This is a genomic window from Streptomyces sp. WMMB 322 (assembly GCF_900090145.1).
GTDB lineage: Bacteria > Actinomycetota > Actinomycetes > Streptomycetales > Streptomycetaceae > Streptomyces.
In genome coordinates this window covers 440299-466220 of the sequence record NZ_FMHI01000003.1, presented here as the reverse complement: position 1 = coordinate 466220, position 25922 = coordinate 440299, and the positions used below count along the sequence as shown (strand labels likewise).

Below are 25922 nucleotides of genomic sequence, written 5' to 3'. Positions count from 1 at the left end.
CGTGTCCGGATCAGCCCCGGGCCCGCACCCGCGGGATTCCGGGCCCTCGGCAGCCCCTTCGCCGCCCCCCGCTGCCGGGCCCGCCCCCGCAGCCGCCGGCCGCCGGCTCCCGGGGTCTCTGGTGGCCGCGGTCACCGGGCTGGCTCCGCTGGCTGCCGGATATGTGCTCCAGCTGCTGGGCCTGCTGCTGGCGGGAACCGCTCTCGTCGTCTCGGGCGCCGCCCTCGGCATCGCGGCCGAGTCGTGGCTGACCAGCCGCAGACCGGCCCTGGCCCGCAGCCTCGGCGGCGCCCAGCTTCACCTCCCCGTGCGGCAGCTGCTGCGGGACGCGCTCCTCCTCGGCGGGCTGGCACGGCTCGATGTGCTGCGCCCCGCCCACTACGCGGCCTGGCTCCTGATCGCGGTGCTCGGCTGCTGGACGACGCACTTCGTGTGCCAGGCGGTGGCCGCACGCGTACGACGCTCACGCAGGCTGCCCGTGGTCACTCGCAACATCGACGTCTCCGCCTTGCGTATCGGGCCGACTCCGCCGCTGCTCTTCGGCCGGAACGGTACGCTCCGGCTGCTGCTGTGCAGCGCGCTCGTCACCGTCGGAGCAGCGGCCACGGCGATGACGGGCAACGCACGCTGGGGTGCCCTGACGGCTCTGCTGTGCTGGGCGGTACTGCTGACCGGCGTGGTGCACCTGGCCTGCCGGCTGCTGCCGGGACGGCGTCCTGCCGGTGAGGAGGAGGTTCTGGCCTGGCTCGACGGCTGGCTGGCCGCGTACCGGCCCACGGTCGGGATGTACTTCTCCGGGGGCACGTCCTCCGCGTACCAGGCGAACATGTGGCTTCCGATGCTCGCCCGGCTGGGGGGACGACCGCTGATCGTGCTGCGCGAGCGGTTCATGGTGCGGCGCATCGACGCGACCGACGTCCCCATCGTGTGCATCCCGAAGGTCGCCCACCTGATGCGCCTGGAACAGTCCGGCCTTCCCGTGCTGCTGCATCCGGCGAACTCCGGCAAGACCTCCCACGTGCTTCGCATCCCCACCATCAAGCACGCCTTCATCAACCACGGCGAGAGCGACAAGCTCTCCTCCTGCAACCCCTACGCCAAGGCCTACGACCAGGTCTGGGTCGCCGGGCCCGCCGCCCGCGAGCGCTACCGCCTGGCCGGCATCGGCGTACGCGACGAGGACGTGGTCGAGGTCGGCCGCCCGCAGCTCGAATCCATCCGCCCGTACGCGGGTCCGCCGGCGGGGAAGTACACGACCGTCCTGTACGCCCCGACCTGGGAGGGGTGGACCGACGAGCCCGGCAACACGTCGCTGTTGCCGGCGGGCGAGCGGATCGTGGCCGCGCTGCTCGCGGACGAGCGGGTCCGGCTGCTCTACAAGCCGCATCCGATGACGGGTTCGGTCGACCCGGCGATGAAGGAAGCGGACGAGCGCATCCGTGCGCAGATCGCCGCAGCCAACGCGTCCCGTCGCATCGCTCATGCGAGTGACGCGCAGGCGGCGGCGGAGCTGGAGGAGCACGAGGCGGAACTGGCCGCACTCGCGAATGAGGGGTCCCGGAACCGTTGGGACGAGGCGGAGCGCATGCTTCGGCAGCACGCCGGAGCATGGCCGTCCGCCGCGACGGTGCTCGACGCCGTGGAGGCGTGGGAGGAGTGCTACTGGCGTGCGTGCGACCCGGCGGAGCACCTGGTGCTCGCGGACGGCCGGCCGGGCATCCACTCGTGCTTCAACCAGGCCGACCTGCTCGTCTCCGATGTCTCCAGCGTGGTGTCGGACTATCTGAGCAGCGAGAAGCCGTATGCCGTCGTGAACACCACAGGGCTGACGGAGGAGGAGTTCCGGGCCGGCTTCCCGACCGTGCGCGCGGCGACCGTCCTGACCCCGGAGGCGGACGGGGTTCCCGCCCTGCTGGAGTCGGTGCGTGAGCCTGCCCGCGATGTGCTGCGGCCGGCGCGCGCGGAACTCAAGGCCTATCTGCTGGGCCCGGACGAGCCGCCGTCAGCCGTCCGCTTCGCCAGGGCAGTGGATGCGCTGCGAGCCGAGGCGCGGGCCCACCAGGCCCGCGGCTGCGGGCTGCCGACGGCGGATGTGACGGCCGCGCCGACGGAGCCGGCCGGCCCGTCGGCCCGGCGCGGGACCGCCGGCCGGCTCCTGGCTGACGGGCCGCTCGACGGACTGGGCGACGCCGCCGACGACGAGGCACTCTGACGACAGGGCCTCAACAAGATCTTCGTCGGTCCTCTAGGTTCCGGCCGCGGCAGAGGGCGCGGTCTTCTTCTTGGCCGCGGGCCCCACCGGCTTCTCCAACGGCAGCGGCTGGAGGGCGACCACCAGGTCGTTGACCAGGGAGAAGTAGAACCACACCCCTGTCTCCGTCTCACCGAGCCGGACGCGGGGCACCAGGTCGGTCTTCTTGCGGTCGGCAAGGTCGCCGAGCAGCCGTCCGAGGCGGACGCGCCGCGCATCCTTCGCTGCGCCGGTCCTCATCCACAGATCCCACACGCCGTTCAGGTCCCCGGAGTCCAGGGCGGCCGGCAGTTCGTACGGAAGCTCGAAGGAGATCGACGGCACCAGTCCGGGCGTGAGCTCGAAGGGAAGCTCGAATCCGGGCTCCGTCGCAGAGCGGGAGACGCCGACGATGGAGCCGCCGTCCTCGTCCGCCGCGCGAGCGGCGAGCCCGTACAACTCGGCGCGTACGGTGCAGCCCTCCTTGCCGAGTTCGACGGAGGTGACCTCGGCGTGCCCATGGCGGTGCCAGGCCCGTACGGCCAGGTAGCCGTCCAGGGTCGTGTAGGGCACGCGGGGCGTGAGCACGCCGTCCTTGTCGACGGGTGCCGGCATCGACAGCAGCCGGGCCGTCTCGACGAGTTCCGACTGGACCCGTTTGCGCTTGCGGTCCGCGACCCGTTCGACGTACGTGTCCCAGCGGTCCTCCGTCAGTGGGTGCCCGGTGCGTTCGAGCCGTACCTCGACCCAGCCGTCGACGGCCTCGGCGCGCGGCGGGATCGGGATGCGGTGCGGCGTTCCGCTGTCGCGCCGCGAGCGGACGAGCAGCACTGACCGCGTCTTCGGCAGTCGCTTGGCGAGCAGGCGGATGACGAGCGAACCGTCGTCGGCGACGCGGGTGCGAGCGATGGGGCGGCGCAGTTTGGCGGCCGGACGGTTCGCGTCGCGGCGGCTCCGCCAGGCCCGTACGGCGGGACGCAGCACGGGCCCCGCGACGCGCAGCGCCAAGCGGCGGAAGGGACGGGACGCCGGAGCCGGGGAGGCAGCGGCCGGCTTCGGGCTCTTCTTCGCTGCGGGCTGCGGTGGTTGAAGGTCTGCCGGAGCGGAGGCCGAGGGTGCGGCCGCGGGGGAGGGTGCTCTGTCCGGCGGCGGGCCCTGCGCGGGAGCCTCCGCCGCACCGGGGGAGAGCTCGGCTCCGGATGCGGAGGCCGGAGCCGGTTCCACTGCTCCCGCGCCCGCTGCGGCGCCTGCCTCGGTGCCTGCTTCGGTGCCGGCTTCGATGTGGGCCTCGGTGGCGGCCTCGGCGCCGGACCGGGAGGCGGCCTGGCTCCCCGCCAGGATCCGGTCCGGGTGTGCGCCTCTGTTCCGTCGCTGTTCCAGCAGTTTCTCGATCAGCTGCTCGTACTCGCCTGCGATGCGCTCCGGTGAGTAGCGGGCGGCCTTCTCCAGCGCGGCCTGGCTCATCCGGTACCGCAGTTCGGGGTTCTCGATCAGCTGGATCAGCGCGTCCGCGAAGGCGCGGACGCTGTCCTTCTCCGTCGGGCCGAGCGGCGCGAGCAGGCCGTCCCGTCCGTTGTCGATGATCTCCCCGGGACCGTAGGGGCAGTCCGTGCTGACGACCGGGACTCCGCAGTGCATGGCCTCGACGAGAGTCATCCCGAAGGACTCGGCGTCGGAGGAGACGGCGGCGATGGCGCCCTTCGCCCACTCGGCCTCGATGGGGGCGTGCGGGCCCATGAGGAAGGCCCTGTCGTAGAGGCCGAGGCTGTCGATCCTCGCCCGCAGCGCGGCTTGTTGCCGCCCCCGCCCGTACAGCCGCAGCCGCCAGTCCGGGTGCTTCGCGCTGACGAGGGCGAACGCCTTGAGGAGGCGGTCGTATCGCTTCACCTTGATCAGCCGCCCGGCGGCGACGATCAGTTTGCTCTCCCCGTCGGACGGCTCGACGTCCACGGCCGGTACGGCGTTCGGGATGCAGGTGATGAGGGCGTCACCGTCGGCGGTCTCGGTGCCGGAACCGGTGATGGCGGCGCGGTAGTTCTCGGCGTCGGCGTAGGAGACGGTGACGAAGGCGTCGAGGAGCGGAATCGCGGCGTCCTGGTGCGTGCGCACATGGTCGCTGTGCATGGCGTGGGTGAGGTGTTCCTGGCCGATGCGCAGGTACCGGTCGCTTCCGTAGGCCGCCAGGTAGTCGTTGATCTTGGGGCGGGTGGCGATGACGACGTCGGCGTCGGTGTTTCGCAGGAACTCCTCGACGCGCAGGTCCCCGAGGTGCGTGGCGACTCCGCGCTCCAGGTGGTCGGCGCCTTCGGTGAAGCGGTGGCTGGGTTCGCGGAAGCGGGGGTCGTCGCCGTCGTAGCCGCGCTCGCTGCGGCGCAGTTCCAGGAGGTGGGTCATGGTGACCCGGGGGTCGAAGCTGAGGGAGGTGTCACGGACCGTGCGGCGGAGGCTGACGACCTCCACCGAGTGGCGATCGGCGAGAGCTCGGGAGAGATTCACCGTCGAGCGGATCGTCCCCCCGATTCCGTAGGCGTTGTCCAGCAGAAAAGCGATTTTCATCTGGCCCGTTCCTCACAGCCGCCGCTCGAAAATTGACATCCGAAATGCACCATATCGGCAGTATTGTCCATATGTGATGTGAAAATAGCCAGCAGGGGCGAAGTCGACGTGTTCAGGCGGACGATGCCTGCCGGCGGCACCGGCCGGGGCCTGCTCCCAACACCGGCTGAACCATCGGTGGACGAGGGACGTCGGTCGGCGGAAGCCCTGTTCACACGCGCCTTCAGGGCGTGCACACGGGGGTGGCGGGCTCGTATACAGGGCGGTGGGTGCCGCGGAACCACCGATTCGTCGGTCCGGGGCGCCTTGTTCCGCCCTTCCGCAGCACGAGGAGAAGCGCTCCTATGACCTCCGCCTCCACGCCCCGCGCCACGGACCCGCACGACACCGAAGCGGAGGGCGGGCAGGAAAAGCTGCCGCGGCCCCGCTCCTTCCGCGACGTGCGCGGCTGGTTCTACAACACCGACATCGTTCTCTTCGACTGGCTGCTGTCACGGCAGGACAGGCTCGAACAGGGCGGCGATCTGCTGGAGATGGGCGCCTACCTCGGCAAGAGCGCCATCATGCTCCAGTCGTACCTGCGGCCCGGCGAGACGTTCACGGTCTGCGACCTGTTCGGCTCTCAGGCTCCGAGCGAGGGCAACGAACGCGAGATGCGCGGCTCGTACTCGACGCTGACGCGGCGGGGGTTCGAGAGCAACTTCCTCTCCTTCCACGACGAACTGCCGCGCGTGCTGCACGCACCGACATCCGTCGTCCCCGGCGAAGTCGAGGCGGCCAGCTGCCGGTTCGTCCACGTCGACGCGTCCCACCTCTACGAGCACGTGCGTCCCGACATAGCGGCCGCCCGCACCGCGCTCGGGCCCGACGGCCTGGTCGTCCTGGACGACTACCGCTCCTCCCACACGCCCGGGGTGGCGTGTGCGACGTGGCAGGCCGTACTGGAGGACGGACTGCGGCCCGTCTGTGTCAGCGCCCAGAAGTTCTACGGCACTTGGGGTGACCCCGGCCCCGTACAGGACGAGCTGCACGCGGCCCTGCGGGAGCGCGGCGACTGCTGGCTGCAGTGGCAGGAAGTGGCCGGGGACCGGCTGTTGCTGGTGGGGGCGGACAAGGCGGCGCCGCCGCGGCTGCCGCGCTCCCGGCATGCGGAATCCCGGGCCGGAGCCCGGGATTCCGGAGGTGACGGTGCGCGGGGCGGCAGGGGCGCGGCGCTCTCCGCGCTGTCCCGCCGCACCGCCCGCGAGGTGCTGCCCCCCGTGGTGTCCCGGCACCTGGCCCGGGTGCTGCGCGGCGCCCGGGACCGGTGACGGGGAGGGACACTCCCCGCGTCGTCCGCTGTGCTGTCGTGCTCTGCCGTGCTCGTCGTGCTGCACGGCTCCCGTGCCGGTGGGCCGGTGCGGTGCCGTCGCCGCTGCACGGCTCCCGCACCGGCCCTCCCGCTGCCGCTACTTCACGGCGCCGGCCATCATTCCCGTGACGAACTGACGCTGGAACGCGAAGAAGACGATCAGCGGGATGATCATCGATACGAAGGCGCCCGGCGCCAGCACGTCGATGTTGTTGCCGAACTGACGGACCTGCTGCTGCAGAGCCACCGTGATCGGCGGATTGCTGTTGTCCGCGAAGATCAGCGCGACGAGCATGTCGTTCCACACCCACAGGAACTGGAAGATGCCGAGCGAGGCGATGGCCGGCCCGCCCAGCGGCATCACCACGCGGGTGAAGAGGCGTACTTCGCCCGCACCGTCGAGTCGCGCGGCCTCCAGCAGTTCGCGCGGGATCTCCGCGAAGAAGTTGCGCAGCAGGAAGACCGCGAACGGCAGACCGAACGCCGTGTGGAAGAGGACGACGCCGGGTGTGGTGTTGAACAGCCCGATCGCACCGAAGAGCTTGGCGACCGGGATGAGGGCCACCTGCACCGGAACGACGAGCAGCCCCACGACCACCAGGAAGAACCAGTCGCGGCCGGGGAAGTCCAGCCAGGCGAAGGCGTAACCCGCGAGCGCGCCGATGATCACGACGGTGAGCGTGGAGGGGATCGTGATGAGCAGGGTCGTGAAGAGCGACCCCGTCACCAGGTCGTTGGAGAGCAGGGCGTCGTAGTTCTCGCCGGTGAGCTGCCCCGCGTCGATCACCCACGGGAAGCTGGAGTTGAGCTCGAAGACCGTCCACCAGCCGGAGACGCCGATGTCCTCCGGGCTGCGGAGGGACGAGCTCAGCAGTCCGACGGTCGGCATCAGCCACACCAGGGCGATGACGACGAGGCCGAGACGTACCGCCCAGTGGCCGGTGAGGCCCACCAGCCGGCCGGCGACCGAGGTCTTCTTCCCCTCGGACGGCGGCGTGTTCGCCCCCGGCGGGGCGACGGCGGAAGTCGGTTCGGGCTGGGCCGCGCTGACGGCAGTCATCGGCGGGTCTCCCTTCGCAGGCGACGGATGTTGACGACCATCACCGGGAGGACGAGCAGGAGCAGAATGACAGCGATCGCGCTGCCGATGCCCTGGTTCGATCCGGCGCCGAAGGACGACAGATACAGCTGGAGCGCGAGTACGTTGGCCTCGCTCTGGCTGGCGCTGGGGGCGATGATGTAGACGAGGTCGAAGATCTTCAGCACGTTGATCATCAACGTGACGACGACGACTCCGAGGACCGGGGCGAGCACCGGCACGGTGATCTTGCGGAAGACCTGCCACTCGTTGGCGCCGTCGACCCTCGCGGCCTCCAGCAACTCGCGTGGCACGCCCGCCAGTCCGGCCGCGATCAGCACCATGGCGAAGCCGGCCCACATCCACACGTAGGAGCCGATGATCGAGGGCGTCACCAGGGTCGAGCCGAGCCAGTCGATGCCGTTGTAGGGCTCTGCGAAGTTCGAGGCCGGAAGGCGGAGTTTGGCGCCGTCGGCCTTGGACGGCAGCGTGAACGTGCCGTCCTTCGCGGTCTCCGCCGTGCCGACCACCTTTCCGCCCTTGACGGCCTCGACCTTGATGCCCTCGAGGGCCTTCTCCTTCGGGTCGACGACGTCCGGCTTGCCGCCGCCCCCCGGCGAGAAGTCCAGCCAGACGGTGCCGCTGATGCCGCCGGCCTCGGCGGGAGGCGCCGACTCCGCGGGTGCCGCGCCGGCCACATCCTTCGGCGGGACGCCGACGAGCGGGAGATTGGCCGGGTCGGACGAGGAGACGGCCGACTTGGTCGTGAAGGCTCCCTTGCCGGACTCGGCCAGCTCGGCGTTGGGCCGGGGACGTGCGCCCGGCCAGGCCGAGGACTCGGCGAACGTGTCGTGCACGCCCACCCAGACGGCGTTCGCGACACCCTGCTGCGGGTCCTGCTCGTAGACGAGCCGGAAGATGATGCCCGCGGCGAGCATCGAGATGGCCATCGGCATGAAGATGATGAGCTTGAACGCCGTTCCCCAGCGGACCCGTTCGGTGAGGACGGCGAAGATCAGACCCAGCGCCGTGCACACCGACGGGACGACGATGACCCAGATGATGTTGTTCTTGAACGCGGTCAGGATGTCGTCGTCCGTGAAGACCTCGACGTAGTTGCCGAGTCCGACGAAGCCCGATCCGGAGGCGTCGAGGGTGCTTCTGAAGACCGAGTACACGATCGGGTAGATGACGAGGGCGCTCAGCAGCACCAACGCCGGCATCAGGAACGTGAAGGCGATCCAGGGCCGTGAACGCATCACGGAGACGGAGGCGTTCTTGGGCTTGGGCGCCGGGGCGGCCGGGGCCGCGGAAGCGGCAGCCCCTTCAGGGGGCGTCGGCGGTGGCGCAGTAGGGGTGGGCATGACAGTGGTGTCCCTTGTCCGGGGCCGGAAGTCGTGGTCGGTGTGGGCCGCGTGGCGCGGAGCCGCCGGTGCCGGGCCCGTCGTCTTCGACGTACCCGGCACCGTTCGACGAGTCGCCGGCTCCCAGCGGACCGGGAGTCGGCGCGGACGTCAGTTCTCGTACGCCTTGGTGGCAGCCGCCTCGAGCGCGCTCTGGGCGCCGGCCACGTCCTTGGGGTTCTTCAGGAAGTCCTGGAGAGCCTTCCACTCACCCTTGCCCTTGGTGCCGCCGAACGCGGCCGGGGCCTGGTCGGACATGTCGAAGCGGAAGTCGTCGCCCGCCCCGACCAGGGCCTTGGCGATCTTGCGCTGGACATCGTTCGGGTACGCCTCGCCGTCCAGGTTCTTGTTCGGCGAGACGAAGCCGCCCTCCTGGGCCCAGACAGCCGCGGCCTCGGGGGAGGCGAGGAAGGTCAGCAGGGCGTGAGCGGCCTTGTTGTCCTTCAGCGCGACGGCCGCGTCGCCACCGGTGACCACCGGGGCGTCGCCGTCCACCGCCGGGAACGGGTAGACCTTCGCGTCCTTGCCGATCTTCGCCTTGGTGTCGTTCGCGACGTTGATGCCGACGAAGTCACCCTCGAAGACGCTCGCGGCGCTCGGGGCGTCCGTGGAGTCGAAGGCCTTGGTCACGGACGTGGGGAAGTCGGTCTGGAGCGCGCCCTTGTTGCCGCCGGCGAGCAGCTCCTTCTTCCCGAACAGCTCGGCGAGAGTGGTCAGCGCCTTCTTCACCGAGGGGTCGGTCCACTTGATCTCGTGCTTGGCGAGCTTGTCGTACTTCTCCGGGCCCGCCTGCGAGAGGTAGACGTTCTCGAACCAGTCGGTGAGGACCCAGCCGTCGGCGCCGCCGACGGAGACCGGCTCGACACCGGAATCGGCGATCGTCTGCGCGTTCTTGACGAATTCCGACCAGGTCTTCGCCTCGCCCACGCCCGCGTTCTCGTACGCGCCAGCGTTGTACCAGATCAGGGACTTGCTGGCGGCCTTGAAGTAGACGCCGTACTGCTTGCCCTTGTTGGCGCCGAGGTCCTGCCAGCCCTTGGAGAAGTTCTTGCCGAGCTCCTTCTTGGTGGCGTCGTCGAGGGGCTTGAGCCAGCCCTTCTCGGCGAACTGGTTCAGCACACCGACCTGCGGCAGCATCGCGACGTCGGGCGGCGATCCACCCTCGATCTTCGAGCCGAGGTACGTCGCGACGTTGTCACCCGTGGGCGTGACCTTGACGTCGGCACCGGTGCGCTTCTCGAACGCCTCGATGACCTTCGTGAAGTTCTTGCCCTCGTCGCCCGTCCAGACCGCGGCGACCTGAAGCTTCTCACCCTTGAGATCGGGGAGCTTCACGGTGCTCTTCTCTGCCTGGGAAGAGTCACCGCCTTCCCCCTTGTCCTCGCTGCCGCCGCCACCGCAGGCGGCCGTGAGCGACAGCGCGGCGACGGCGCACAGCGCTACCGCGCCACGTGCGGCCGACCTGGTTCCGGTCTTGCTGAAGATGCCGTTGTTCCCAGTGCCTGCTGCACCAGTCGCACGGACCGTATTACGCATAGCTCCCGCCGTCCCATCGGAGGCGCGTTCCGGATCCCGGTCACCGCGCCGTGGTGGTCACAAGGCTGAAGGCTTCTGGTCCACGCCCTCAGTCCCGTGGGCAAAGTCCTACGCCTGAACGCGGAGAGCCCGCAATACGTTGTCAGCTTTCAAGAACCTCATCTTGACCACTCCGTGATGTGTTCGAAGCGGAGGTGCCCGATTCCTGTCGGTCCACCCCGAGAGACTGCGCCGCCCGGCCGACCGCGCTCGCGAGCAGAGCGAGGTCTGTCGGGCCGTTGCCCAGCTCCCGTACGGGGCGCCTCGCCGGCGGGTCGCCCGCGCGCGTCCAGTCCAGCGGGACGACCGTCGGACGCTGCGTCGCCGTGCGCGGGATGCGGCCCGTGATGCGGCCCGCCTGGAAGGCCGTGGCCGTGCCGTCCGCCTCGGTGAGCGTGCCACGGCCGGGGACCGGGTCCTCGCCGCCCGGTCTTTCACCGCCGCTCCGGAAGGTCAGCTCGGCGTGCAGCGCGGCCGCCCGGGCGACCGCCGTCGCCGCCGTGCGGTCGGGCCGGCCGCTCGCCGCGACGACGTGCATCCCGAGACGGGCCCCGTCCTTGGCCACGCCCTCCAGGGCGCGCACGACCGAACCCGCCGCGGGGCGCCCGGGGTTGCCCAGCGAGGGATCGACAAGTGTGTCGAAGTCGTCGACAAGGATGACGATTCTGGGGAGAGAAACAGGCTGTGCGTCCAAGTGTTGAACGATCGCCTCGCCGTTGCTGGTCTTGGCGTCGGCCGTCGCGTCCGTTCCGCCGTCCGGCGCCGGACCCGTCTGCGTGCGGAGGCGCAGCGTGCCCGGTTCGTCCCGCTGCTCGCCGGCGGGAGCCGGGTCGACGGCTCCCGCCGGCTGCGCGCGGCGACGCTGCTGCGCGGCCAACCGGTGCCCCGCACGGGCGACTTGGCGCACGAAGCCTTCGTACGTGTTCTCCGGGCCGATCAACTCCGCGCGGCGCTTGAGCTCCCCGCTGATCGACTGGGCGAACTCGCGCATCAGGCCAACGTCGTTCGCCGCCAGGTGATGCCTGGCGTGCGGCAGCTCCAGGCATGTGTGCAGGCCCTCTCCCGACCCGCCGTCGCCGTCGAGGAGGACGAGCCGGAGGCGGTCGGGCGGACTGCCGACGGACAGGGACGCGGCGAGCGAGCACAGCAACTCGGTCTTGCCGGACCCGGACGGCCCCGTCACGAGGGCGTGCCCCCGGCCGGGACCCAGCTCCGCCTCCAGGGGGCCGCGCGGCCCCGCGCCGAAGACCAGGGCCGCACGGGCTGCCGCCGGGCCGGCCTTGTCGCCTGCCGCGCCGTCCGCGGGGGGTCCGGCCCAGCGCGCGAGCAGCGCGGCGGGCGTGGCGCGGGCAAGGCCCAGTTCGTCCAGGAGCCGGGAACTGCGGGGGAGCGTCACGGCGGAGCGTGCCGCCGAGCCGGTGCGCACCGGCGTGCCCTCGGACTCTCGCAGCGGAGCCATGGCCCGTGCGAAGCGTTCCGCCCAGGCGGCAGAGACGGCGTCCAGCGTGCAGACGGTGCCCGGGGTGCCTGCCGTCGCGGTGCCCGGCGTCCCGGTGCCTGCCGTCGCCGTGCCCGGCGCCTCCGGGCCGCCCGTCGCCGCGCTGTCCCGGCGCACCACCCGGACCGCCGTCGCGACCGCACCGCTGAGCAGGGCGAGCGCACCGCACTCGCGGAACGCGGCGGACGTGGCGTACGCGGCCCGCACCGTCTCGGAGACGGGAGAGGAGGGCGTCGCCGCGGGTGTCTCCGCAAGGCAGAGCAGATGGACGCCGGCCCGCGGCCCCTCGGCCGCAAGCCGCGCCACCGCGTCACGCAGGGAGGCCGACCCGGGATCGCCGTCGACGACGAGCAAGGTGAACGGGCCGGGACCGGACGGGACTTCGCCGCGCCCCGCGTACTGACGCGACTCGTCGAGGCGGTGGGTCAGCTCGGCGGCGCGCGCAGCCGCCTGGTCCCGGTCGTAGGCGGTGAGCAGACGGCAGTCCTGCCCGTGCGCCGGACGCAGATGAGGCAGCCAGCCCAGCCAGGACCACTCCCGGATGCGGGCCTCGACGTCACGGGAGCGGTCCGCCGAGATCAGCACGATCTCCAGGCTGCTCGGGCCGTGCAGGGCGGCGAGCTGCGCCAGCACCGAACGGGCCAGGCCCATCAGGCGCGGGCGAGGCCCCGCCAGGCCCAGCGCGCCCGCTTCGCGCAGGCCGACGGTGACCGGTGCCCCGGGACGGCCGTCGCCGCGGTGGGCCGTGCCGATCCGTACGGTCAGCGCCTCCGGATGACCCGGCTCGCGCTCCCACAGGCGCGGACCGGGGCCGAGCGCCGTGAGCAGGATCGTGGCCGGGTCGGGGCGGCGTTCGTCCTCGGCCGGGGCCCGATCGGCGCCGGTGCCGCCGGGCCCGGAAGCCGGGGCGGCGCCGGGCGTGCCCGCGGGCGGCCGTGCGCGTTCCTCGTTCTGGCCGCCCGCGAAGCGCCGCGCCCACGCGCCCAGCCCGCGGGCGCGCGCACGCCCGGACTCCGCCTCGGCAGGGACGCCCGGCGTGCGGGGCCCGCCGTCCGTACCGGACGGGCCGGCGGTGGACTGCCGGGCGTAGCGGGCGTGCTGGGCGATGCCCGAACCGTGTGTGGTGCTGCCGTCGGGCAGCGGTCCGCCCGGTGCGTATCCGTGGGGGATCCCCGCCGAACCGTCCGCGGGGTGCCCTGCGAGTGTTCCCGGGGCCTGAGCGGCGGCGCCGTCCCGGAGTGTTCCCGAAGCCTCCGTGGCGGCGCCGCCGCGGTGGGCGGTGGCGCTGTCCCGGTCCTCGCGCGGGCCCTCCTGGCCGCCGTCCGGGGCCGTCAGGCGCAGCTGCCCCTTCCCGTCCGGCTCCGTGGAGAGTGAGGCGGGCAGGGGCGTGGTGGCCTTGGGCCCGCCGGCGGGCTCGAAGTCCGGGGAGACACCGAGCGCCGAGGTCTCCACGCGCAGCGCCGACTCCCCGGCGCGCAGCGTCGCACCCGGGCGGAAGAGCACCGGACGGCCGCCGACGGGAGCGCCGTCGAGCATCGTGCCGTTCGTGGAGTCCAGATCGGCGACCGTCACGGCGCCGCCGTCGGAGACCGTCACCGCGCAGTGCAGCCGGGAGACGTCCGGGTCGTCCAGCGGCACGTCGGCCTCGGCGGAGCGGCCGAGCGTGACCTTGCCGCCCTGGAGGAGGTGTATGCCACCGGCGTCCGGACCCGAGATCACGTGCAGCCGGGCCCTCGCCGAGCCGTAGGCCGAGAGGGCGGGCATCGCCGCCGGGCCGTGCAGGGAGATGACGGCTCCGTCCAGGAGCGGGGGCTCGCCCAGCAACTGACGGTGCGGATCGAGCCGTTCCGTGCCCGCGTACACGGTCGCCGCCGAATCCTGCGCGGGCTCCGTACCGCTGCCCTGGCCCGCCCCCGCGCTGCCGGGGGCCGAGCCGCCGCCCGCCGCTGCCGCGGCGGCGGAGACGAGACCGCCCGTCACGGCGGACAGCGGCGTCCCCGAGGGGGCGGTCACGAGCACGTCGCACGCTGCTCCCCCGCTCGGCGCACCCGCCGCGCCGGCCCCGCCCGGACCGCTCGCGCGCGGCCCGAGGGTGACAGTCAGCCGGATCTGCATCGGCCCTCCCGGTCCCAACCACGGTGTGCCGACCACGCGCGGCGAGGCGGTCACCCTCGCCGGCGTCCGCGCCCGGCGCACATGTCACACGGCACAGCCCCCGCGAACGCGCCGCCCGGGAGGGGGCCCTGCGGCCCCGCGGATCCACGCGTCCGCGCACAGTGCTGTCGATGCCGTGAGCATCTTCGCACCCGTCACCGACATCGCGTCCCGCTCGCGGCGCTCAATGATCTTGAGTTTTCGCCGTGGTGCGCAAGAGGGCCCGTCCGGACACTCCGCCGGATACGATCCGCGCCCCGGGGCGCGGTGCCGTTCCGGGGCCTCGCACGGGGCTCGCCGGACGACGGGTCTCCGCCCGTGGCCGCTGTGTGCCGGCGATGCGCAACCGTCCTCGCCGCACGGCGCGTCCTTGCCGGAAGTCGCCCGTCAGTTCGCACTCGACGTCGAACGGTGGCGAGGCGGCACTATTGTGGGCGGGATTGCAGTACGACACCAGGGAGCGCATGACGTGCGGCCGGTAGGCAGCAAGTACCTGCTCGAGGAACCGCTGGGCCGCGGCGCCACCGGAACCGTGTGGCGGGCGAGGCAGCGGGAGACAGCGGGCGCGGAAGCGGCCGTCGCCGGTCAGCCCGGTGAGACGGTGGCGATCAAGGTCCTCAAGGAGGAGCTGGCCAACGACCCTGATGTGGTCATGCGCTTTCTGCGGGAGCGCTCCGTCCTGCTCCGCCTCACGCATCACAACATCGTCCGCACCCGCGACCTCGTCGTCGAGGGCGATCTGCTCGCCCTGGTCATGGACCTGATCGACGGCCCGGACCTCCACCGCTACCTGCGGGAGAACGGACCGTTCGCGCCGGTGGCCGCCGCACTGGTGACGGCCCAGGTCGCCGACGCGCTCGCCGCGAGCCACGCCGACGGTGTCGTGCACCGGGACCTCAAGCCGGCCAACGTGCTGCTGGCCAACGGCCCCGAGGGCATGCGCCCGATGCTCACCGACTTCGGCATCGCGCGGCTCGCCGATTCGCCGGGGCTCACACGCACCCAGGAGTTCGTCGGCACGCCTTCGTACGTGGCGCCCGAGGCGGCCCAGGGCCACCCACAGACCTCCGCCGTCGACATCTACGGCGCGGGCATCCTGCTGTACGAGCTGGCCACCGGGCACCCGCCCTTCGCCGGCGGCTCGGCGCTCGAGGTGATCCACCGCCACCTGGGCGAGGAGCCGGCGCGGCCGCCGAGCATGCCCGACCCGCTGTGGACCGTCGTCGAGCGGTGCCTGCGCAAGCGCGCCGAGGAGCGGCCCAGTGCCGAGAGTCTCGCGAACGCGCTCCGTACGGTCGCGTCCGGCATCGGTGCCGGTGCCACGCCGGAGCAGGCGGCCGCCGCGATGGGTGTCGCCGGTCTGCTCGCGCCCGACCCGGCTCCGGCGTCCGTGCCGGAGACCGGCGGCGGCCCGGGCGGTGCCGCCGCCGCGGCCGCCGGCGGCGCGGTCGCCGGAGCGGCGGCCGGTGCCGCCGCGGGAAGCGCGGACCCCACGCAGGTGCTGCCGAACTCCCCGTCCGCCCAGGCGCAGGGCCCGGGAGGTAGCCAGTACGACCCGAACGCCGCCACCAGCTACATGCCGCAGTCCGGGGGCCAGGGCGGCCAGGGCGCGGGTCAGGGCCCGAACGCGGACCCGACGCAGGTCATGCCGCCCGTCCCCCCAGGGGCCCCCTCGCAGTCTCCCGACGCCGGAGGGCCCGACGGTCCGCACCCCTGGGAGAACCAGATGCGTGCGGCCCGCGACCGGAACGAGCAGACGCAGGTCCAGCCGCTCGACCCGAGCATGGACCCGCTGCGCCGCCGCCCGCAGCGCCAGCCGCAGCAGCCCCCCGGCCGCCGTCAGGCTCCGCCGCCGGAGCACTACGGCCGGCAGCAGCGGCGTCCCGCCCAGCCGCCTCCGCAGCGTTACGAACCGGAACCGCCGCCGCGACGCGAGCCCCGGCCCCGCAGGGAGCCGCGGCAGCGCAGCGCGAGCCCGATGCGGATTCCGGGACTGGGCTGCCTCAAGGGTTGTCTCTTCATGATCGTGCTCATGGTCGTGGCGGCCGTGCTGGTGTGGAATCTCACTCCGCTTCCCGAGTGGTGGGAGCAGGGCAAGAGTTTCTGGGAGTCGGTCGAGAACCTGATCGGCAAGATCGGGAATCTGATCGACAGCGCTCCCCAATAGCTCATTCCTGTACGCGAGTTCAGAGATTTGTCGACTTCCTCGGCGGGAATTCCCCCTCGAAAGTGACGGTTGGCGCGCTCCGGTGCCTCAACACCCCTTCTTCCGCGTAGTTTTGTCGCTATGGCACGGAAGATCGGCAGCCGGTACAGCATTCACCAGATCCTCGGCCGCGGCAGCGCCGGCACGGTGTGGCTCGGCGAAGGCCCCGACGGTCCCGTCGCGGTCAAGCTGCTGCGCGAGGACCTCGCCTCGGACGGCGATCTGGTGGAGCGCTTCGTGCAGGAACGCAGCGCCCTGCTCTGCCTGGATCACCCGAGTGTGGTCGGCGTCCGCGATCTCGTCGTGGACGGCAACGACCTCGCGCTCGTGATGCAGTTGGTCCGCGGCACGGATCTGCGTACACGCCTGGAGCACGACCGCCGCATCGCGCCGCAGCCGGCGGTGGCGATCGCGGCGGACGTCGCGGACGGACTGGCGGCGGCCCACGCGGCCGGCATCGTGCACAGGGACGTCAAGCCGGAGAACGTACTGCTGGACGCGCTGGCCCCGGCCGGCCCCGGTGGTGCGCCGCCCGCGCTGCTCACCGACTTCGGAGTGGCCAAGCTGATCGACTCCCCCCGCACCACGAGGGCCACGTCGATCATCGGCACCCCCGACTATCTGGCGCCGGAGATCGTGGAGGGCCTGCCGCCCCGTGCCTCCGTCGACATATACGCGCTGGCCACCGTCCTCTACGAGCTCCTCGCCGGATTCACGCCGTTCGGCGGCGGACATCCCGGGGCGGTGCTGCGCCGCCACGTCACGGAGTCGGTGGCTCCGCTGCCCGGCATCCCGGACGAGTTGTGGCTGCTGATCCACCAGTGCCTGGCCAAGGCCCCCGCCTCCCGCCTGCGCGCCGTCGAGGTGGCGGCGCGGCTGCGCGAGCTGCTGCCGGACCTGGAGGGGCTGCCGACGCTGGACATCGACGAACAGCCCGAGGAGGTCTACGAGTCGTACGAGTACGGGGAACAGGAAGGCTCGTACGGCAGCCACGGGCCGGGGGAGCCCGGCAGCGGCGGGCACGCCGCCGGGGGCAGGCACGCGGGCGCCCCCGCTCCTGCCGGGCAGGACGGCCGCCCGGCGGCCGCCGCCCACGGCGGAGACGGCGGCGGGCACTCCACGCGCTCCGGGCGCGCGGCGGTGCCCCTGGTGCACAGCGGCGCGGGCCCCGACTCCAACCGCGACACCCACACCAGCATGCGCGTTCCCGGAGCCGACGAGCTGGCGGGAGGGGCGCACGGCACGGCCCGTGCTCCCCGCGCGGCGGGCGAGCCGCGCGCCGGCTCCGCGCGCAACCGGCTGTCCGCGGCCGCGGCGCGGCGGCGTCGCATCAAGCTGGGTGCCGGGGCCGCGGTGATCGCGGCGGTGGCGGGTGTGGGGGGCTGGCTCGCGGCATCCGGCGACGACGGTGACACCACGCAGCCGGCGCCCGCGGTCGAGCATCCCGCGGAGCCTTGATCCGGAGTCCTGATCCGGAGTCCTGATCCGGAGTCCTGATCCGGAGTCCTGATCCGGAGCCTTTACTCGGGGCCCTGCCCCGGAGCCCTGACCCCGGGTTCCGGGCCGGTAGACCCGGCCCGGGGCCTTGTCCGGGGGAGCTCGCCCCGATGCCCGCCCCGGCCCGTCCGGAGACCCGGCCGGCGGGCCCGGCCGCCGCGCGGAGCCCGGCCGGCAGGCACCGCGCGCATGTGCCGGCCCGCCCTCCCCCGGCGCGGAACGGCCTCATCGCCCAGCCGTTAGGGTGGAGGTGTGGCGATCCCCGAATTTCCCGAAGAGCTCAAGTCCCTCCGCTCCACCATGGAGTCGATCGAGGCCGTGATGGACCTCGGCAGGATGAGGGCCGATATCGCCTCCCTCGAGGAGCAGGCGGCGGCCCCCGATCTGTGGGACGACGTGGAGAACGCGCAGAAGATCACCAGCAAGCTGTCCTATCTCCAGGGCCAGCTGCGGAAGGTCGAGGAACTGCGCTCGCGGATCGACGACGTCGAGGTGCTCTTCGAGCTCGCCCTCAGCGAGAGCGACGACGACGCGCGCGGCGAGGCGGAGCGCGAACTGCAGGCGCTGCGCAAGTCGGTGGACGAACTGGAGGTCCGCACGCTGCTCTCCGGCGAGTACGACCCGCGCGAGGCGGTCGTCAGCGTGCGCGCGGAGGCCGGAGGCGTCGACGCCGCGGACTTCGCCGAGCAGCTGATGCGCATGTATCTGCGCTGGAGCGAGCGCCGTGGCTATCCGACGGAGGTCTACGACACGAGCTACGCGGAGGAGGCGGGCATCAAGTCCGCGACCTTCGCGGTCAAGGCGCCGTACGCGTACGGCACGCTCTCCGTCGAGCAGGGCACGCACCGGATGGTGCGCATCTCGCCATACGACAACCAGGGCCGCCGCCAGACGTCCTTCGCGGGCGTCGAGGTGCTGCCCGTCGTCGAACAGGTCGACCACATCGACATCCCCGAGAACGAACTGCGGGTCGACGTGTTCCGTTCGTCCGGCCCGGGCGGCCAGTCGGTCAACACCACCGATTCCGCGGTCCGTATGACGCACATCCCGACGGGCATCGTCGTCTCCTGCCAGAACGAGAAGTCGCAGATCCAGAACCGCGCCGCCGCCATGCGCGTGATGCAGTCACGTCTGCTCGCCCACCGCCGTCAGGAGGAGCAGGCGAAGATGGACGCGCTCAAGGGGGACGGAGGCAACTCCTGGGGCAGCCAGATGCGTTCGTACGTCCTGCACCCGTATCAAATGGTGAAGGATTTGCGGACGGAACATGAAGTCGGCAATCCCCAGAGCGTTCTCGACGGAGATATCGACGGCTTTCTCGAAGCGGGCATCCGCTGGCGCAAGCAGCAGGAGCAGCAGGACGAAGGCTGAAGAAGTCGCCGGACAAGCCGCTGAACCGGCCGTTCCCGCATAACGATTCGGCTGACTGTCCCGAACTCACGGGGCTGCACGGCCAATTCACGCCATCCTCGCTTGACTGAGGTGTGAAAACTAGGAAAGCTGTGCGATCGCATGCCTGTGTCAGGGGCGCGTGCGGGGGTTGAGTGAACGGACAGTTCCGTGTCCCGGCAAGAGGCTCCGCAGCCCGTCACACAGCTGCTCCATCGAAAAATGAAACTACTGGGGGTAGTTGGCCAATGATCAAATCCAAGACGCGGCTGCGCGTGGCGCGCGTCGCTGCCGGCACCGTGTTCGCCGTCGGCGCCTCGCTCACCGCTACGGGTGCTGCGCAGGCCGCCGAGGCCGACACTGCCGCCACCACGCAGGAGGGCGGCCTCCTCGGCGGCGTCATCGGTGGCCTCATCGGCGGCGGCGACGGCGGTGGCGACTCTGAGGGTGGCACCGAGGGTACGACCGGCGGTGACACCGGCGGCGAGACCGACGGCGGCACCACCACGATCGGTGGCGGCGTAGAGGGCACCACCGGCGGCGACACCGGTGACACCAGCGAGGGCACCACCGGCGGCGACACCGGTGACACCACCGAGGGCACCGACGGCGGCAGCACCACCACCGGCGGCGGCGACACCGGCGGTACCGGTGGCGACGACGGCGGCGAGGAGCCTGCAACCATCGGTGGCTCCGGCGGCGGCGACGACACCTGCGACCTGAACGACGACAGCGTCGACTGTGAGGGTGGCACCCAGCCCGACAGTGCCGGCAGCCAGCCCGTCGAGCAGCAGCCGCAGGGTCCGAAGGAGGAGCTGGCCGACACCGGTTCCGCCGAGACGACCTTCCTGCTGGTCGGTGCCGCGACGATGATCGCCGGCGGTGTGGCGTTCCGCATGATGCCGCGCATGATCAACCGCCGTACGGCCGCCTGAGGCACGGGTCGTACGCAGGCGGACGAGGGGCCCGGGAGGCAGCGCACAGCGCTTCCCGGGCCCCTCGTATGTCTGAAGGCCGCATGCCCGAAGGCGGGTCGTACGTGTGAAGGTGATCGGCTCCCGGCGGCCGCCGGGCAAGGTGCACCAGGCGTGCCCGCCCGGTTACGCCGTCGCCATCCGCTGCGCGACGAGTGCCACGGTCAGCAGCGCCAGCAGCAGCGCGAACAGCGCGGTCGGGGAGAGGCTCGCGAGGGGCGACTCACGGTGGAGGCGCTCACGGTGGGCGCGGCAGACGGAGCAGCGGCCCTCACTGACGGGGCCGGCGCAGTTGGCACACACCAGTCGGTCGCATGTCATGCGAGCTCCTCTCAGTCTGCCAACGACGCCGGGGAGTGATCGGTTCCCCGAAGGATGCGTTCTCCCCTCCACTGTGCCAGCATCCGCGCGCGCGTGCAGAGGCTCGTCCCTGTCCGTCGCCCGGCGGGCCCGTCCGGCCCGGAGGCGGGGAGGAATGGACCGCAGAAGTCGGCTTTGTCCGAAAGGGTGCGTGACCAAGCCCACCAACAACGGACGCCGACTGCGCACCGTGCGCCGGTTCGCGTAGGGTCACCACACCGGTCCCCGGCTGATGCCGGGAGGACCTCAGGGAGCCGTACCGCGGCTTCCGCTGCCCCTACCCCAGGCCGACGTGGTGTACCCGTGATCCGATTCGACAGCGTCTCCAAGTCCTACCCCAAGCAGAACCGCCCGGCGCTGCACGATGTCTCGCTGGACATCGAGCGCGGCGAGTTCGTCTTCCTGGTGGGATCGTCCGGCTCCGGCAAGTCCACCTTCCTGCGGCTGATCCTCCGCGAGGAGCGCGCCAGCCACGGTCAGGTGCACGTACTGGGCAAGGACCTCGCGCGGCTGTCCAACTGGAAGGTGCCGCAGATGCGCCGCCAGCTGGGCACCGTCTTCCAGGACTTCCGGCTGCTGGCGAACAAGACCGTCGGCGAGAACGTCGCGTTCGCGCTCGAGGTCATCGGCAAGTCCCGCGTGCAGATCCGCAAGACCGTCCCGGAAGTGCTCGACCTGGTGGGCCTGGGCGGCAAGGACGACCGGATGCCGGGCGAGCTCTCCGGCGGTGAGCAGCAGCGGGTGGCCATCGCCCGGGCCTTCGCCAACCGTCCCATGCTGCTGATCGCGGACGAGCCGACCGGCAACCTGGACCCCCAGACCTCCGTCGGAATCATGAAGCTGCTGGACCGGATCAACCGGACCGGCACAACAGTCGTGATGGCAACGCACGATCAGCAGATCGTCGACCAGATGCGCAAGCGCGTCATCGAGCTGGAGCGCGGCCGGCTCGTGCGTGACCAGACGCGCGGTGTCTACGGCTACCAGCACTGAACGGCCGGGCGGGCGAACGCCGGTGCCGCGACGGCCGGCGAACCCGCAGGCGAACAGTCTGAGCAGTTGAGACGGCAACACACTGAAAGGACGCCATGCGCGCCCAGTTCGTAATGTCGGAGATCAGCGTCGGTCTCCGCCGCAATCTCACGATGACCTTCGCGGTGATCGTGTCGGTAGCCCTGTCTCTGGCCCTCGCGGGCGGTTCCCTGCTCGCACGCGAACAGGTCAGCACCATGAAGGGCTACTGGTACGACAAGGTTCAGGTGTCGGTCTACCTGTGCAACGAGAACGACGCGGACTCCGACCCGAACTGCGCCAAGGGTGCTGTGACTTCGCAGCAGAAGGAGCAGATCCGCACCGAGCTGGACAAGCTGCGCGTCGTCGACAAGGTCTACCACGAGTCCGCAGACGAGGCGTTCAAGCACTACCAGGAGCAGTTCAAGGACTCCCCGCTCGCCGACAGCCTCACTCCCGACCAGATGCAGGAGTCCTACCGGGTCAAGCTCAAGGACCCGACCAAGTACCGGGTGCTGCAGACGGCGTTCTCCGGCAGGCCGGGGGTGCAGGAGGTCCAGGACCAGCGGAACCTGCTGGAGAACCTCTTCAACCTGCTCAACGGCATGAACATCGCAGCGCTGTTCGTGATGGGGCTGATGCTGATCGTTGCGCTGCTCCTGATTGTCAACACGGTCAGGGTCTCCGCGTTCAGCCGCCGCCGTGAGACGGGCATCATGCGGCTGGTCGGCGCGTCCAGCTTCTACATCCAGATGCCGTTCATCCTCGAGGCGGCCATCGCCGGCCTCATCGGGGCGGGCTTCGCGTGCGTGCTCCTCGTCGGCGGCAAGTTCTTCCTCATCGACAGCTGGCTCGCGGAGAAGATCGCACTCATCAACTTCATCGGCTGGGACGCGGTGTTCAAGGTCCTGCCCCTGCTCGTCGCGGTGGGAGTCCTGATGCCTGCGGTGGCAGCGTTCTTCACGCTCCGCAAGTACTTGAAGGTGTGACGCACGACGCGGCCGCCGTACGGTCAACGGGCCGTGCGGCGCCCCTCGTCTGGCTTAGACTCCGACTCATGTCGGACTCGTGGTATTCCGCCCCATCCCCCGGCAAACACAGGGGGAGCTCCCGGCAACTGCGCCGAGGAGCGGGTCTGGCACTGGTTTTCGCGAGCGTACTGGCGACGGGAGCGGCAACCGGTGCCTGGGGCGACGGCGTTCGGGCCTTCGCGGGCTCACGTGACCAGGCGGCCGGGCAGTCACCGATGGACGCGAACTTCGGCGGCGGCACATACGGAGACACTGCGAGCAGCAGAGCAGCCGGCTTGCACGAGGACGTGGAGCGCACCCGCGAAGAGGGCTCCACGGCGGGCGGGGAAGCGGCTGAGGAACTGGTCAGCCGAAGTGGCGACCGGTGGTCCTCCGCCTACACGGCTCGCGAGTACGAGGGTCTCCGGCGGACCCTGGACGGCGAATACGTCGGCGTCGGCATCTCCGTACGCCGCGAACGCGACGCGCAGGGCCCGCCGTCGGTGTCCGTGGCGCGGGTCGCACCCGGAAGTCCCGCCGCCCGTGCGGGCGTTCAGCGCGGCGACCGGCTGCGCGCCGTCGACGGCGAGGACGTCACCGGCCATCCCGTCACGGACGTGGTGGCACGGCTGCGCGGGTCCGAGGCCGGTGGCCGCTCCGCGGAGCCTTCACCGCTGGGCAGCACCGTCGACCTCGAACTCGAGCGCGACGGGCGGCGGTGGGAGCAGACCCTGCGCAGGGCGCGGCTCAGCACCGACGCCGTGACCGTGGAGCGCATGGGGCCCACCGTCACCCGCATCAAGGTCTCCTCCTTCACCAAGGGTGCCGCGCGGCAGATACGGGAGGCGGTCGACCGCGTCCCGCCCGGCACCGGCCTCCTGCTCGACCTGCGCGGCAACTCGGGCGGACTGGTCAACGAAGCGGTCACCGCCGCATCCGTCTTCCTCAAGGGCGGCCTCGTCGCCACGTACGAGCAGCACGGCACCCAGCGCGCCCTCTACGCGGACGCCCACCCCGGTGCGGCGACGGACGGCAGAGCGGGACAGCCGCTGGTCGTGCTCGTGGACGGCGGCACGATGAGCGCCGCCGAGCTGCTGACCGGCGCACTCCAGGACCGGGGGCGGGCCGTCGTCGTGGGCTCCCGCACCTTCGGCAAGGGGTCGGTGCAGATGCCGCGGAAGCTGCCGGACGGCTCGGTCGCGGAGCTGACCGTCGGCCACTACGCCACCCCCTCGGGCCGCTCCCTGGACGGCGAGGGCATCACGCCGGACCTGCCGATCGACGAGCCGGGGAACGCCGCCGCCCGTGCACGCACAGTATTGAGTGGCCTGGAGCCCCGGTCGTAGTGGGAGAATGACCAGGCTATGGCGAAGAAGGACGACAAGAACAAGAGCAAGGCCAAGAAGGCCAAGGACGCGAACGGGCGCAAGCTCATCGCGCAGAACAAGAAGGCGCGGCACGACTACCACATCCTCGACACCTACGAGTGCGGCATCGCACTCACAGGCACCGAGGTCAAGTCGCTGCGCGAAGGGCGCGCCTCGCTGGTCGACGGCTTCGCCCAGCTGGACGACGGCGAGGTCTGGCTGCACAACGTGCACATTCCCGAATACGCACAGGGCACGTGGACGAACCACTCGGCCCGGCGGAAGCGGAAGCTGCTGCTGCACCGCTACGAGATCGACAAGCTGATCGGCAAGACCCAGGAGACGGGTCACACGCTGGTTCCGCTCCAGCTGTACTTCCTGAACGGCCGCGCGAAGGTCGAGATCGCGCTGGCCAAGGGCAAGAAGGAGTACGACAAGCGGCATGCGCTGCGGGAGAAGCAGGACCGGCGCGAGTCGGACCGGGCGATCTCCGCGGCGCGGCGGCGGCAGCGGCTGAAGGTCTGAGCCGAGGTCCGCACCGGTCTGAGCGGGCTCCGCACGCGGGACGCGCGGCTTGACACAGGCAGGACGCACGGATGCCGTGCGCGGGCGGGCCGCCGGTCTGGTGGGCTGCGGGGGCCGCATGGAAACGGAGCGTGCGCGTGCGGGCACTCTCCGGTGAGGTTCTGCGGGTGGAGAGGCCGGCGCGCCGGGGCTGCCCGTTCCGGGGCCTACGCGGCCGCTGGACTCCACGCCGAGAGCTCGCCCCGCGAGGAGCGGGTGGCGCGAGCGGTTTGCACCGGGACCGCAAGGGAACCCCAGCGGTCTGTGTGAACGGCTGACCACGGCGGGCGGCCTCCGGGGGGCGGCTGCCGAGGCTCCCGCCCCGGCCGTCCGGCCGGGAATACGTGGCGGAGCAAAAGAGTTGGCCTTGGTGTGACCAGGTCACGTACCATGGTCGAAGCGCCGTCCGCGAGGGCGGTGGGTTGTCAACTCAACATGGGGATGATCGGTTTCGACAGCGGATGTCGAAGCAGGTGAAGCGAGCCGAGGAACGCGGCAATGATCTCGTTAACCATGTGCCGCAAAAAAATAATCGCCAATCAGAAGCGCGATTCCTTCGCCCTCGCTGCCTAAGCAGCGAGTGTGAAGTGTCAGCCCGGGTAAGTTCCCGCCCCGGATCCTGGCATCAGCTAGGGAACTCACCGCGTAGGCCCGGTCACGGGGCCTGCCGGGACACCTAACAGTGACTGGGCCCGTCGGAGACTTGTCCACGTGATCTCCGGGGCCGAGAAAATCGAAGTGGACTGCGCTCGGAGAAGCCCTTCTTCTGCTCCGTTGGACGCGGGTTCGATTCCCGCCATCTCCACGAGTTCGAGGGTGACCTGTGTCCGCGGAAAGCGCGGACCGGGTCGCCCTCGTTGTTTTTGCGAGGCTTCGCCTCGCGGTGCGGGGGCTCCGCCACCCGCACCCCCGGCGGGGGCTGCGCCCCCGGCACCCCCGGTCGTGGTTGCGGTGCGTCGTTCTCTTGCGGGGGCTTCGCCTCTTGGGTCCGGTGGGGGCTCCGCCCCCGGCACCCCCGCGGGGGCTGACGCGGGGTGCGGGGTGCGGCTCGGGTGGGTTCGGGGTGCGCGTGGGGTTCGTGGTGGGTGCGGGGGCGTGCCGTTCCGGCGGGTGTCCCGGGGCGGCATGATTTACCTCCCTGTACCGGACGGGCCTTCGTGCTGGCCTTCATATGCCGGTCCGCAAATCACTTCCCCACGCTTCGCTGGGGAGACCCCAACGGCCCCGTGCCCCCCGCCTGCACGTCCCGCCCCCTCCTGCCCGTCTGGCGTCTGCCGCTCTCGTCCCCTTTTCCCTTCCGGGAGTCCGGGTGGCTTTCGGCTGCTCCGCCGGTGGCCCTTCGGGTCACACGCGCAAGCTCGTCCGATGGCTCAACTCCCCCACCTCGTGGAGGGGTTCACCGACGCTCGGAGCTGGGCTTGCACGGGCTCGGTGTCCATCCACTTTGCGGGGGCCTATCGGCCGCGCCCGTCGAGGACGACGGCCACGGACCCACTGCCCGTCGTGGAAGAGAGGGTCTTGATGGCCCCCTGGGGAGAGCCGCGGACCGGCGGGAGGGGGCGGGACGCGCAGGGGGGCATGGGCGGGCTTAAACGTGATTTGCGGACCGGCATATGAAGGGCAGCACGAAAGCCCTTGACGGTCCAGGGAGGGAAATCATGCCGCCCGGACTTGCCCCCCGGAGCGGCACGCCCCCGCC

Annotated in this window: 16 protein-coding genes and 1 other RNA gene; 11 read left to right on the top strand and 6 right to left on the bottom strand. The window is 71.4% G+C overall.

Annotation, left to right across the window (positions count from 1 at the left end; translation table 11 throughout):
• Positions 1 to 121: 121 nt before the first annotated feature.
• Positions 122 to 2212: a hypothetical protein gene (locus tag H180DRAFT_RS07890; RefSeq protein WP_055485227.1), complete on the top strand. Its 2091-nt coding sequence runs from the start codon at positions 122 to 124 to the stop codon at positions 2210 to 2212.
• 33 nt (positions 2213 to 2245) lie between these two features.
• On the opposite strand, the gene H180DRAFT_RS07885 is transcribed toward H180DRAFT_RS07890, so the two are convergent.
• Positions 2246 to 4786, bottom strand: coding sequence for a glycosyltransferase family 4 protein (locus H180DRAFT_RS07885; RefSeq protein WP_055485226.1), 2541 nt, complete (start codon positions 4784 to 4786; stop codon positions 2246 to 2248).
• Between the two features lie 344 nt (positions 4787 to 5130).
• Here H180DRAFT_RS07885 and H180DRAFT_RS07880 point away from each other — a divergent pair, with 344 nt between their 5' ends.
• Positions 5131 to 6096, top strand: a complete 966-nt coding sequence (locus H180DRAFT_RS07880; protein ID WP_079099926.1) for a class I SAM-dependent methyltransferase — start codon at positions 5131 to 5133, stop codon at positions 6094 to 6096.
• 138 nt (positions 6097 to 6234) lie between these two features.
• Here H180DRAFT_RS07880 and H180DRAFT_RS07875 read toward each other — a convergent pair whose 3' ends face one another.
• The 4 genes from H180DRAFT_RS07875 to H180DRAFT_RS07860 form a co-directional block, all read right to left on the bottom strand.
• On the bottom strand, positions 6235 to 7197 hold the full coding sequence (locus H180DRAFT_RS07875; protein WP_055485225.1) for a carbohydrate ABC transporter permease: 963 nt from the start codon (positions 7195 to 7197) through the stop codon (positions 6235 to 6237).
• Positions 7194 to 8474: a carbohydrate ABC transporter permease gene (locus H180DRAFT_RS07870; RefSeq protein WP_055485224.1), complete on the bottom strand. Its 1281-nt coding sequence runs from the start codon at positions 8472 to 8474 to the stop codon at positions 7194 to 7196. The genes H180DRAFT_RS07875 and H180DRAFT_RS07870 overlap by 4 nt, the downstream gene beginning before the upstream one ends.
• A gap of 255 nt (positions 8475 to 8729) precedes the next feature.
• Positions 8730 to 10154, bottom strand: a complete 1425-nt coding sequence (locus H180DRAFT_RS07865) for an ABC transporter substrate-binding protein (RefSeq protein ID WP_079099925.1) — start codon at positions 10152 to 10154, stop codon at positions 8730 to 8732.
• Between the two features lie 142 nt (positions 10155 to 10296).
• Positions 10297 to 13806 carry an FHA domain-containing protein gene (locus H180DRAFT_RS07860; RefSeq protein WP_074466676.1) on the bottom strand — a complete coding sequence of 1170 codons (3510 nt, stop codon included), beginning with the start codon at positions 13804 to 13806 and terminating at the stop codon, positions 10297 to 10299.
• A 508-nt stretch (positions 13807 to 14314) separates the two neighbouring features.
• On the opposite strand from H180DRAFT_RS07860, the gene H180DRAFT_RS07855 reads away from it, so the two are divergent.
• The 4 genes from H180DRAFT_RS07855 (at position 14315) to H180DRAFT_RS07840 (ending at position 19872) form a co-directional block, all read left to right on the top strand.
• Entirely contained in the window at positions 14315 to 16012 is a 1698-nt protein-coding gene (locus H180DRAFT_RS07855) for a serine/threonine-protein kinase (protein WP_055485223.1), read from the top strand.
• Positions 16013 to 16132: 120 nt separating this feature from the next.
• Positions 16133 to 17509, top strand: coding sequence for a serine/threonine-protein kinase (locus tag H180DRAFT_RS07850; protein ID WP_055485222.1), 1377 nt, complete (start codon positions 16133 to 16135; stop codon positions 17507 to 17509).
• A gap of 291 nt (positions 17510 to 17800) precedes the next feature.
• Positions 17801 to 18919, top strand: coding sequence for a peptide chain release factor 2 (gene prfB, locus H180DRAFT_RS07845; protein WP_055485221.1), 1119 nt, complete (start codon positions 17801 to 17803; stop codon positions 18917 to 18919).
• A gap of 266 nt (positions 18920 to 19185) precedes the next feature.
• A complete protein-coding gene (locus H180DRAFT_RS07840; protein WP_055485220.1) occupies positions 19186 to 19872 on the top strand; it encodes an LPXTG cell wall anchor domain-containing protein in 687 nt (228 codons plus the stop codon).
• Positions 19873 to 20037: 165 nt separating this feature from the next.
• On the opposite strand, the gene H180DRAFT_RS07835 is transcribed toward H180DRAFT_RS07840, so the two are convergent.
• Positions 20038 to 20232, bottom strand: coding sequence for a hypothetical protein (locus tag H180DRAFT_RS07835; protein ID WP_055485219.1), 195 nt, complete (start codon positions 20230 to 20232; stop codon positions 20038 to 20040).
• A gap of 342 nt (positions 20233 to 20574) precedes the next feature.
• Between H180DRAFT_RS07835 and ftsE the strand changes: the two genes are divergently transcribed.
• The 5 genes from ftsE to ssrA all read left to right on the top strand — a co-directional run bounded on the left by ftsE (position 20575) and on the right by ssrA (position 25031).
• A complete protein-coding gene (gene ftsE / locus H180DRAFT_RS07830) occupies positions 20575 to 21264 on the top strand; it encodes a cell division ATP-binding protein FtsE (RefSeq protein ID WP_055485218.1) in 690 nt (229 codons plus the stop codon).
• A gap of 95 nt (positions 21265 to 21359) precedes the next feature.
• A complete protein-coding gene (gene ftsX / locus H180DRAFT_RS07825; protein WP_055485217.1) occupies positions 21360 to 22271 on the top strand; it encodes a permease-like cell division protein FtsX in 912 nt (303 codons plus the stop codon).
• Positions 22272 to 22528: 257 nt separating this feature from the next.
• Positions 22529 to 23638, top strand: a complete 1110-nt coding sequence (locus H180DRAFT_RS07820) for a S41 family peptidase (protein WP_368073113.1) — start codon at positions 22529 to 22531, stop codon at positions 23636 to 23638.
• Positions 23639 to 23656: 18 nt separating this feature from the next.
• Positions 23657 to 24184 (top strand): SsrA-binding protein SmpB, encoded by a 528-nt coding sequence (gene smpB, locus H180DRAFT_RS07815; protein ID WP_055485215.1) that lies wholly within the window; start codon positions 23657 to 23659, stop codon positions 24182 to 24184.
• A 476-nt stretch (positions 24185 to 24660) separates the two neighbouring features.
• Positions 24661 to 25031, top strand: a transfer-messenger RNA (tmRNA) gene (gene ssrA, locus H180DRAFT_RS07810).
• Positions 25032 to 25922 lie beyond the last annotated feature (891 nt).

Excerpts from the sequence above, each read along its gene's own strand:
- H180DRAFT_RS07820 (WP_368073113.1), top strand. The coding sequence starts at position 22,529 with ATGGACGCGAACTTCGGCGGCGGCACATACGGAGACACTGCGAGCAGC.
- H180DRAFT_RS07860 (WP_074466676.1), bottom strand. The coding sequence starts at position 13,806 with ATGCAGATCCGGCTGACTGTCACCCTCGGGCCGCGCGCGAGCGGTCCG.
- H180DRAFT_RS07850 (WP_055485222.1), top strand. The coding sequence starts at position 16,133 with ATGGCACGGAAGATCGGCAGCCGGTACAGCATTCACCAGATCCTCGGC.
- H180DRAFT_RS07875 (WP_055485225.1), bottom strand. The coding sequence starts at position 7,197 with ATGACTGCCGTCAGCGCGGCCCAGCCCGAACCGACTTCCGCCGTCGCC.
- ftsX (WP_055485217.1), top strand. The coding sequence starts at position 21,360 with ATGCGCGCCCAGTTCGTAATGTCGGAGATCAGCGTCGGTCTCCGCCGC.
- H180DRAFT_RS07880 (WP_079099926.1), top strand. The coding sequence starts at position 5,131 with ATGACCTCCGCCTCCACGCCCCGCGCCACGGACCCGCACGACACCGAA.
- H180DRAFT_RS07885 (WP_055485226.1), bottom strand. The coding sequence starts at position 4,786 with ATGAAAATCGCTTTTCTGCTGGACAACGCCTACGGAATCGGGGGGACG.
- smpB (WP_055485215.1), top strand. The coding sequence starts at position 23,657 with ATGGCGAAGAAGGACGACAAGAACAAGAGCAAGGCCAAGAAGGCCAAG.
- H180DRAFT_RS07870 (WP_055485224.1), bottom strand. The coding sequence starts at position 8,474 with ATGCGTTCACGGCCCTGGATCGCCTTCACGTTCCTGATGCCGGCGTTG.
- H180DRAFT_RS07840 (WP_055485220.1), top strand. The coding sequence starts at position 19,186 with ATGATCAAATCCAAGACGCGGCTGCGCGTGGCGCGCGTCGCTGCCGGC.
- H180DRAFT_RS07835 (WP_055485219.1), bottom strand. The coding sequence starts at position 20,232 with ATGACATGCGACCGACTGGTGTGTGCCAACTGCGCCGGCCCCGTCAGT.
- H180DRAFT_RS07865 (WP_079099925.1), bottom strand. The coding sequence starts at position 10,154 with ATGCGTAATACGGTCCGTGCGACTGGTGCAGCAGGCACTGGGAACAAC.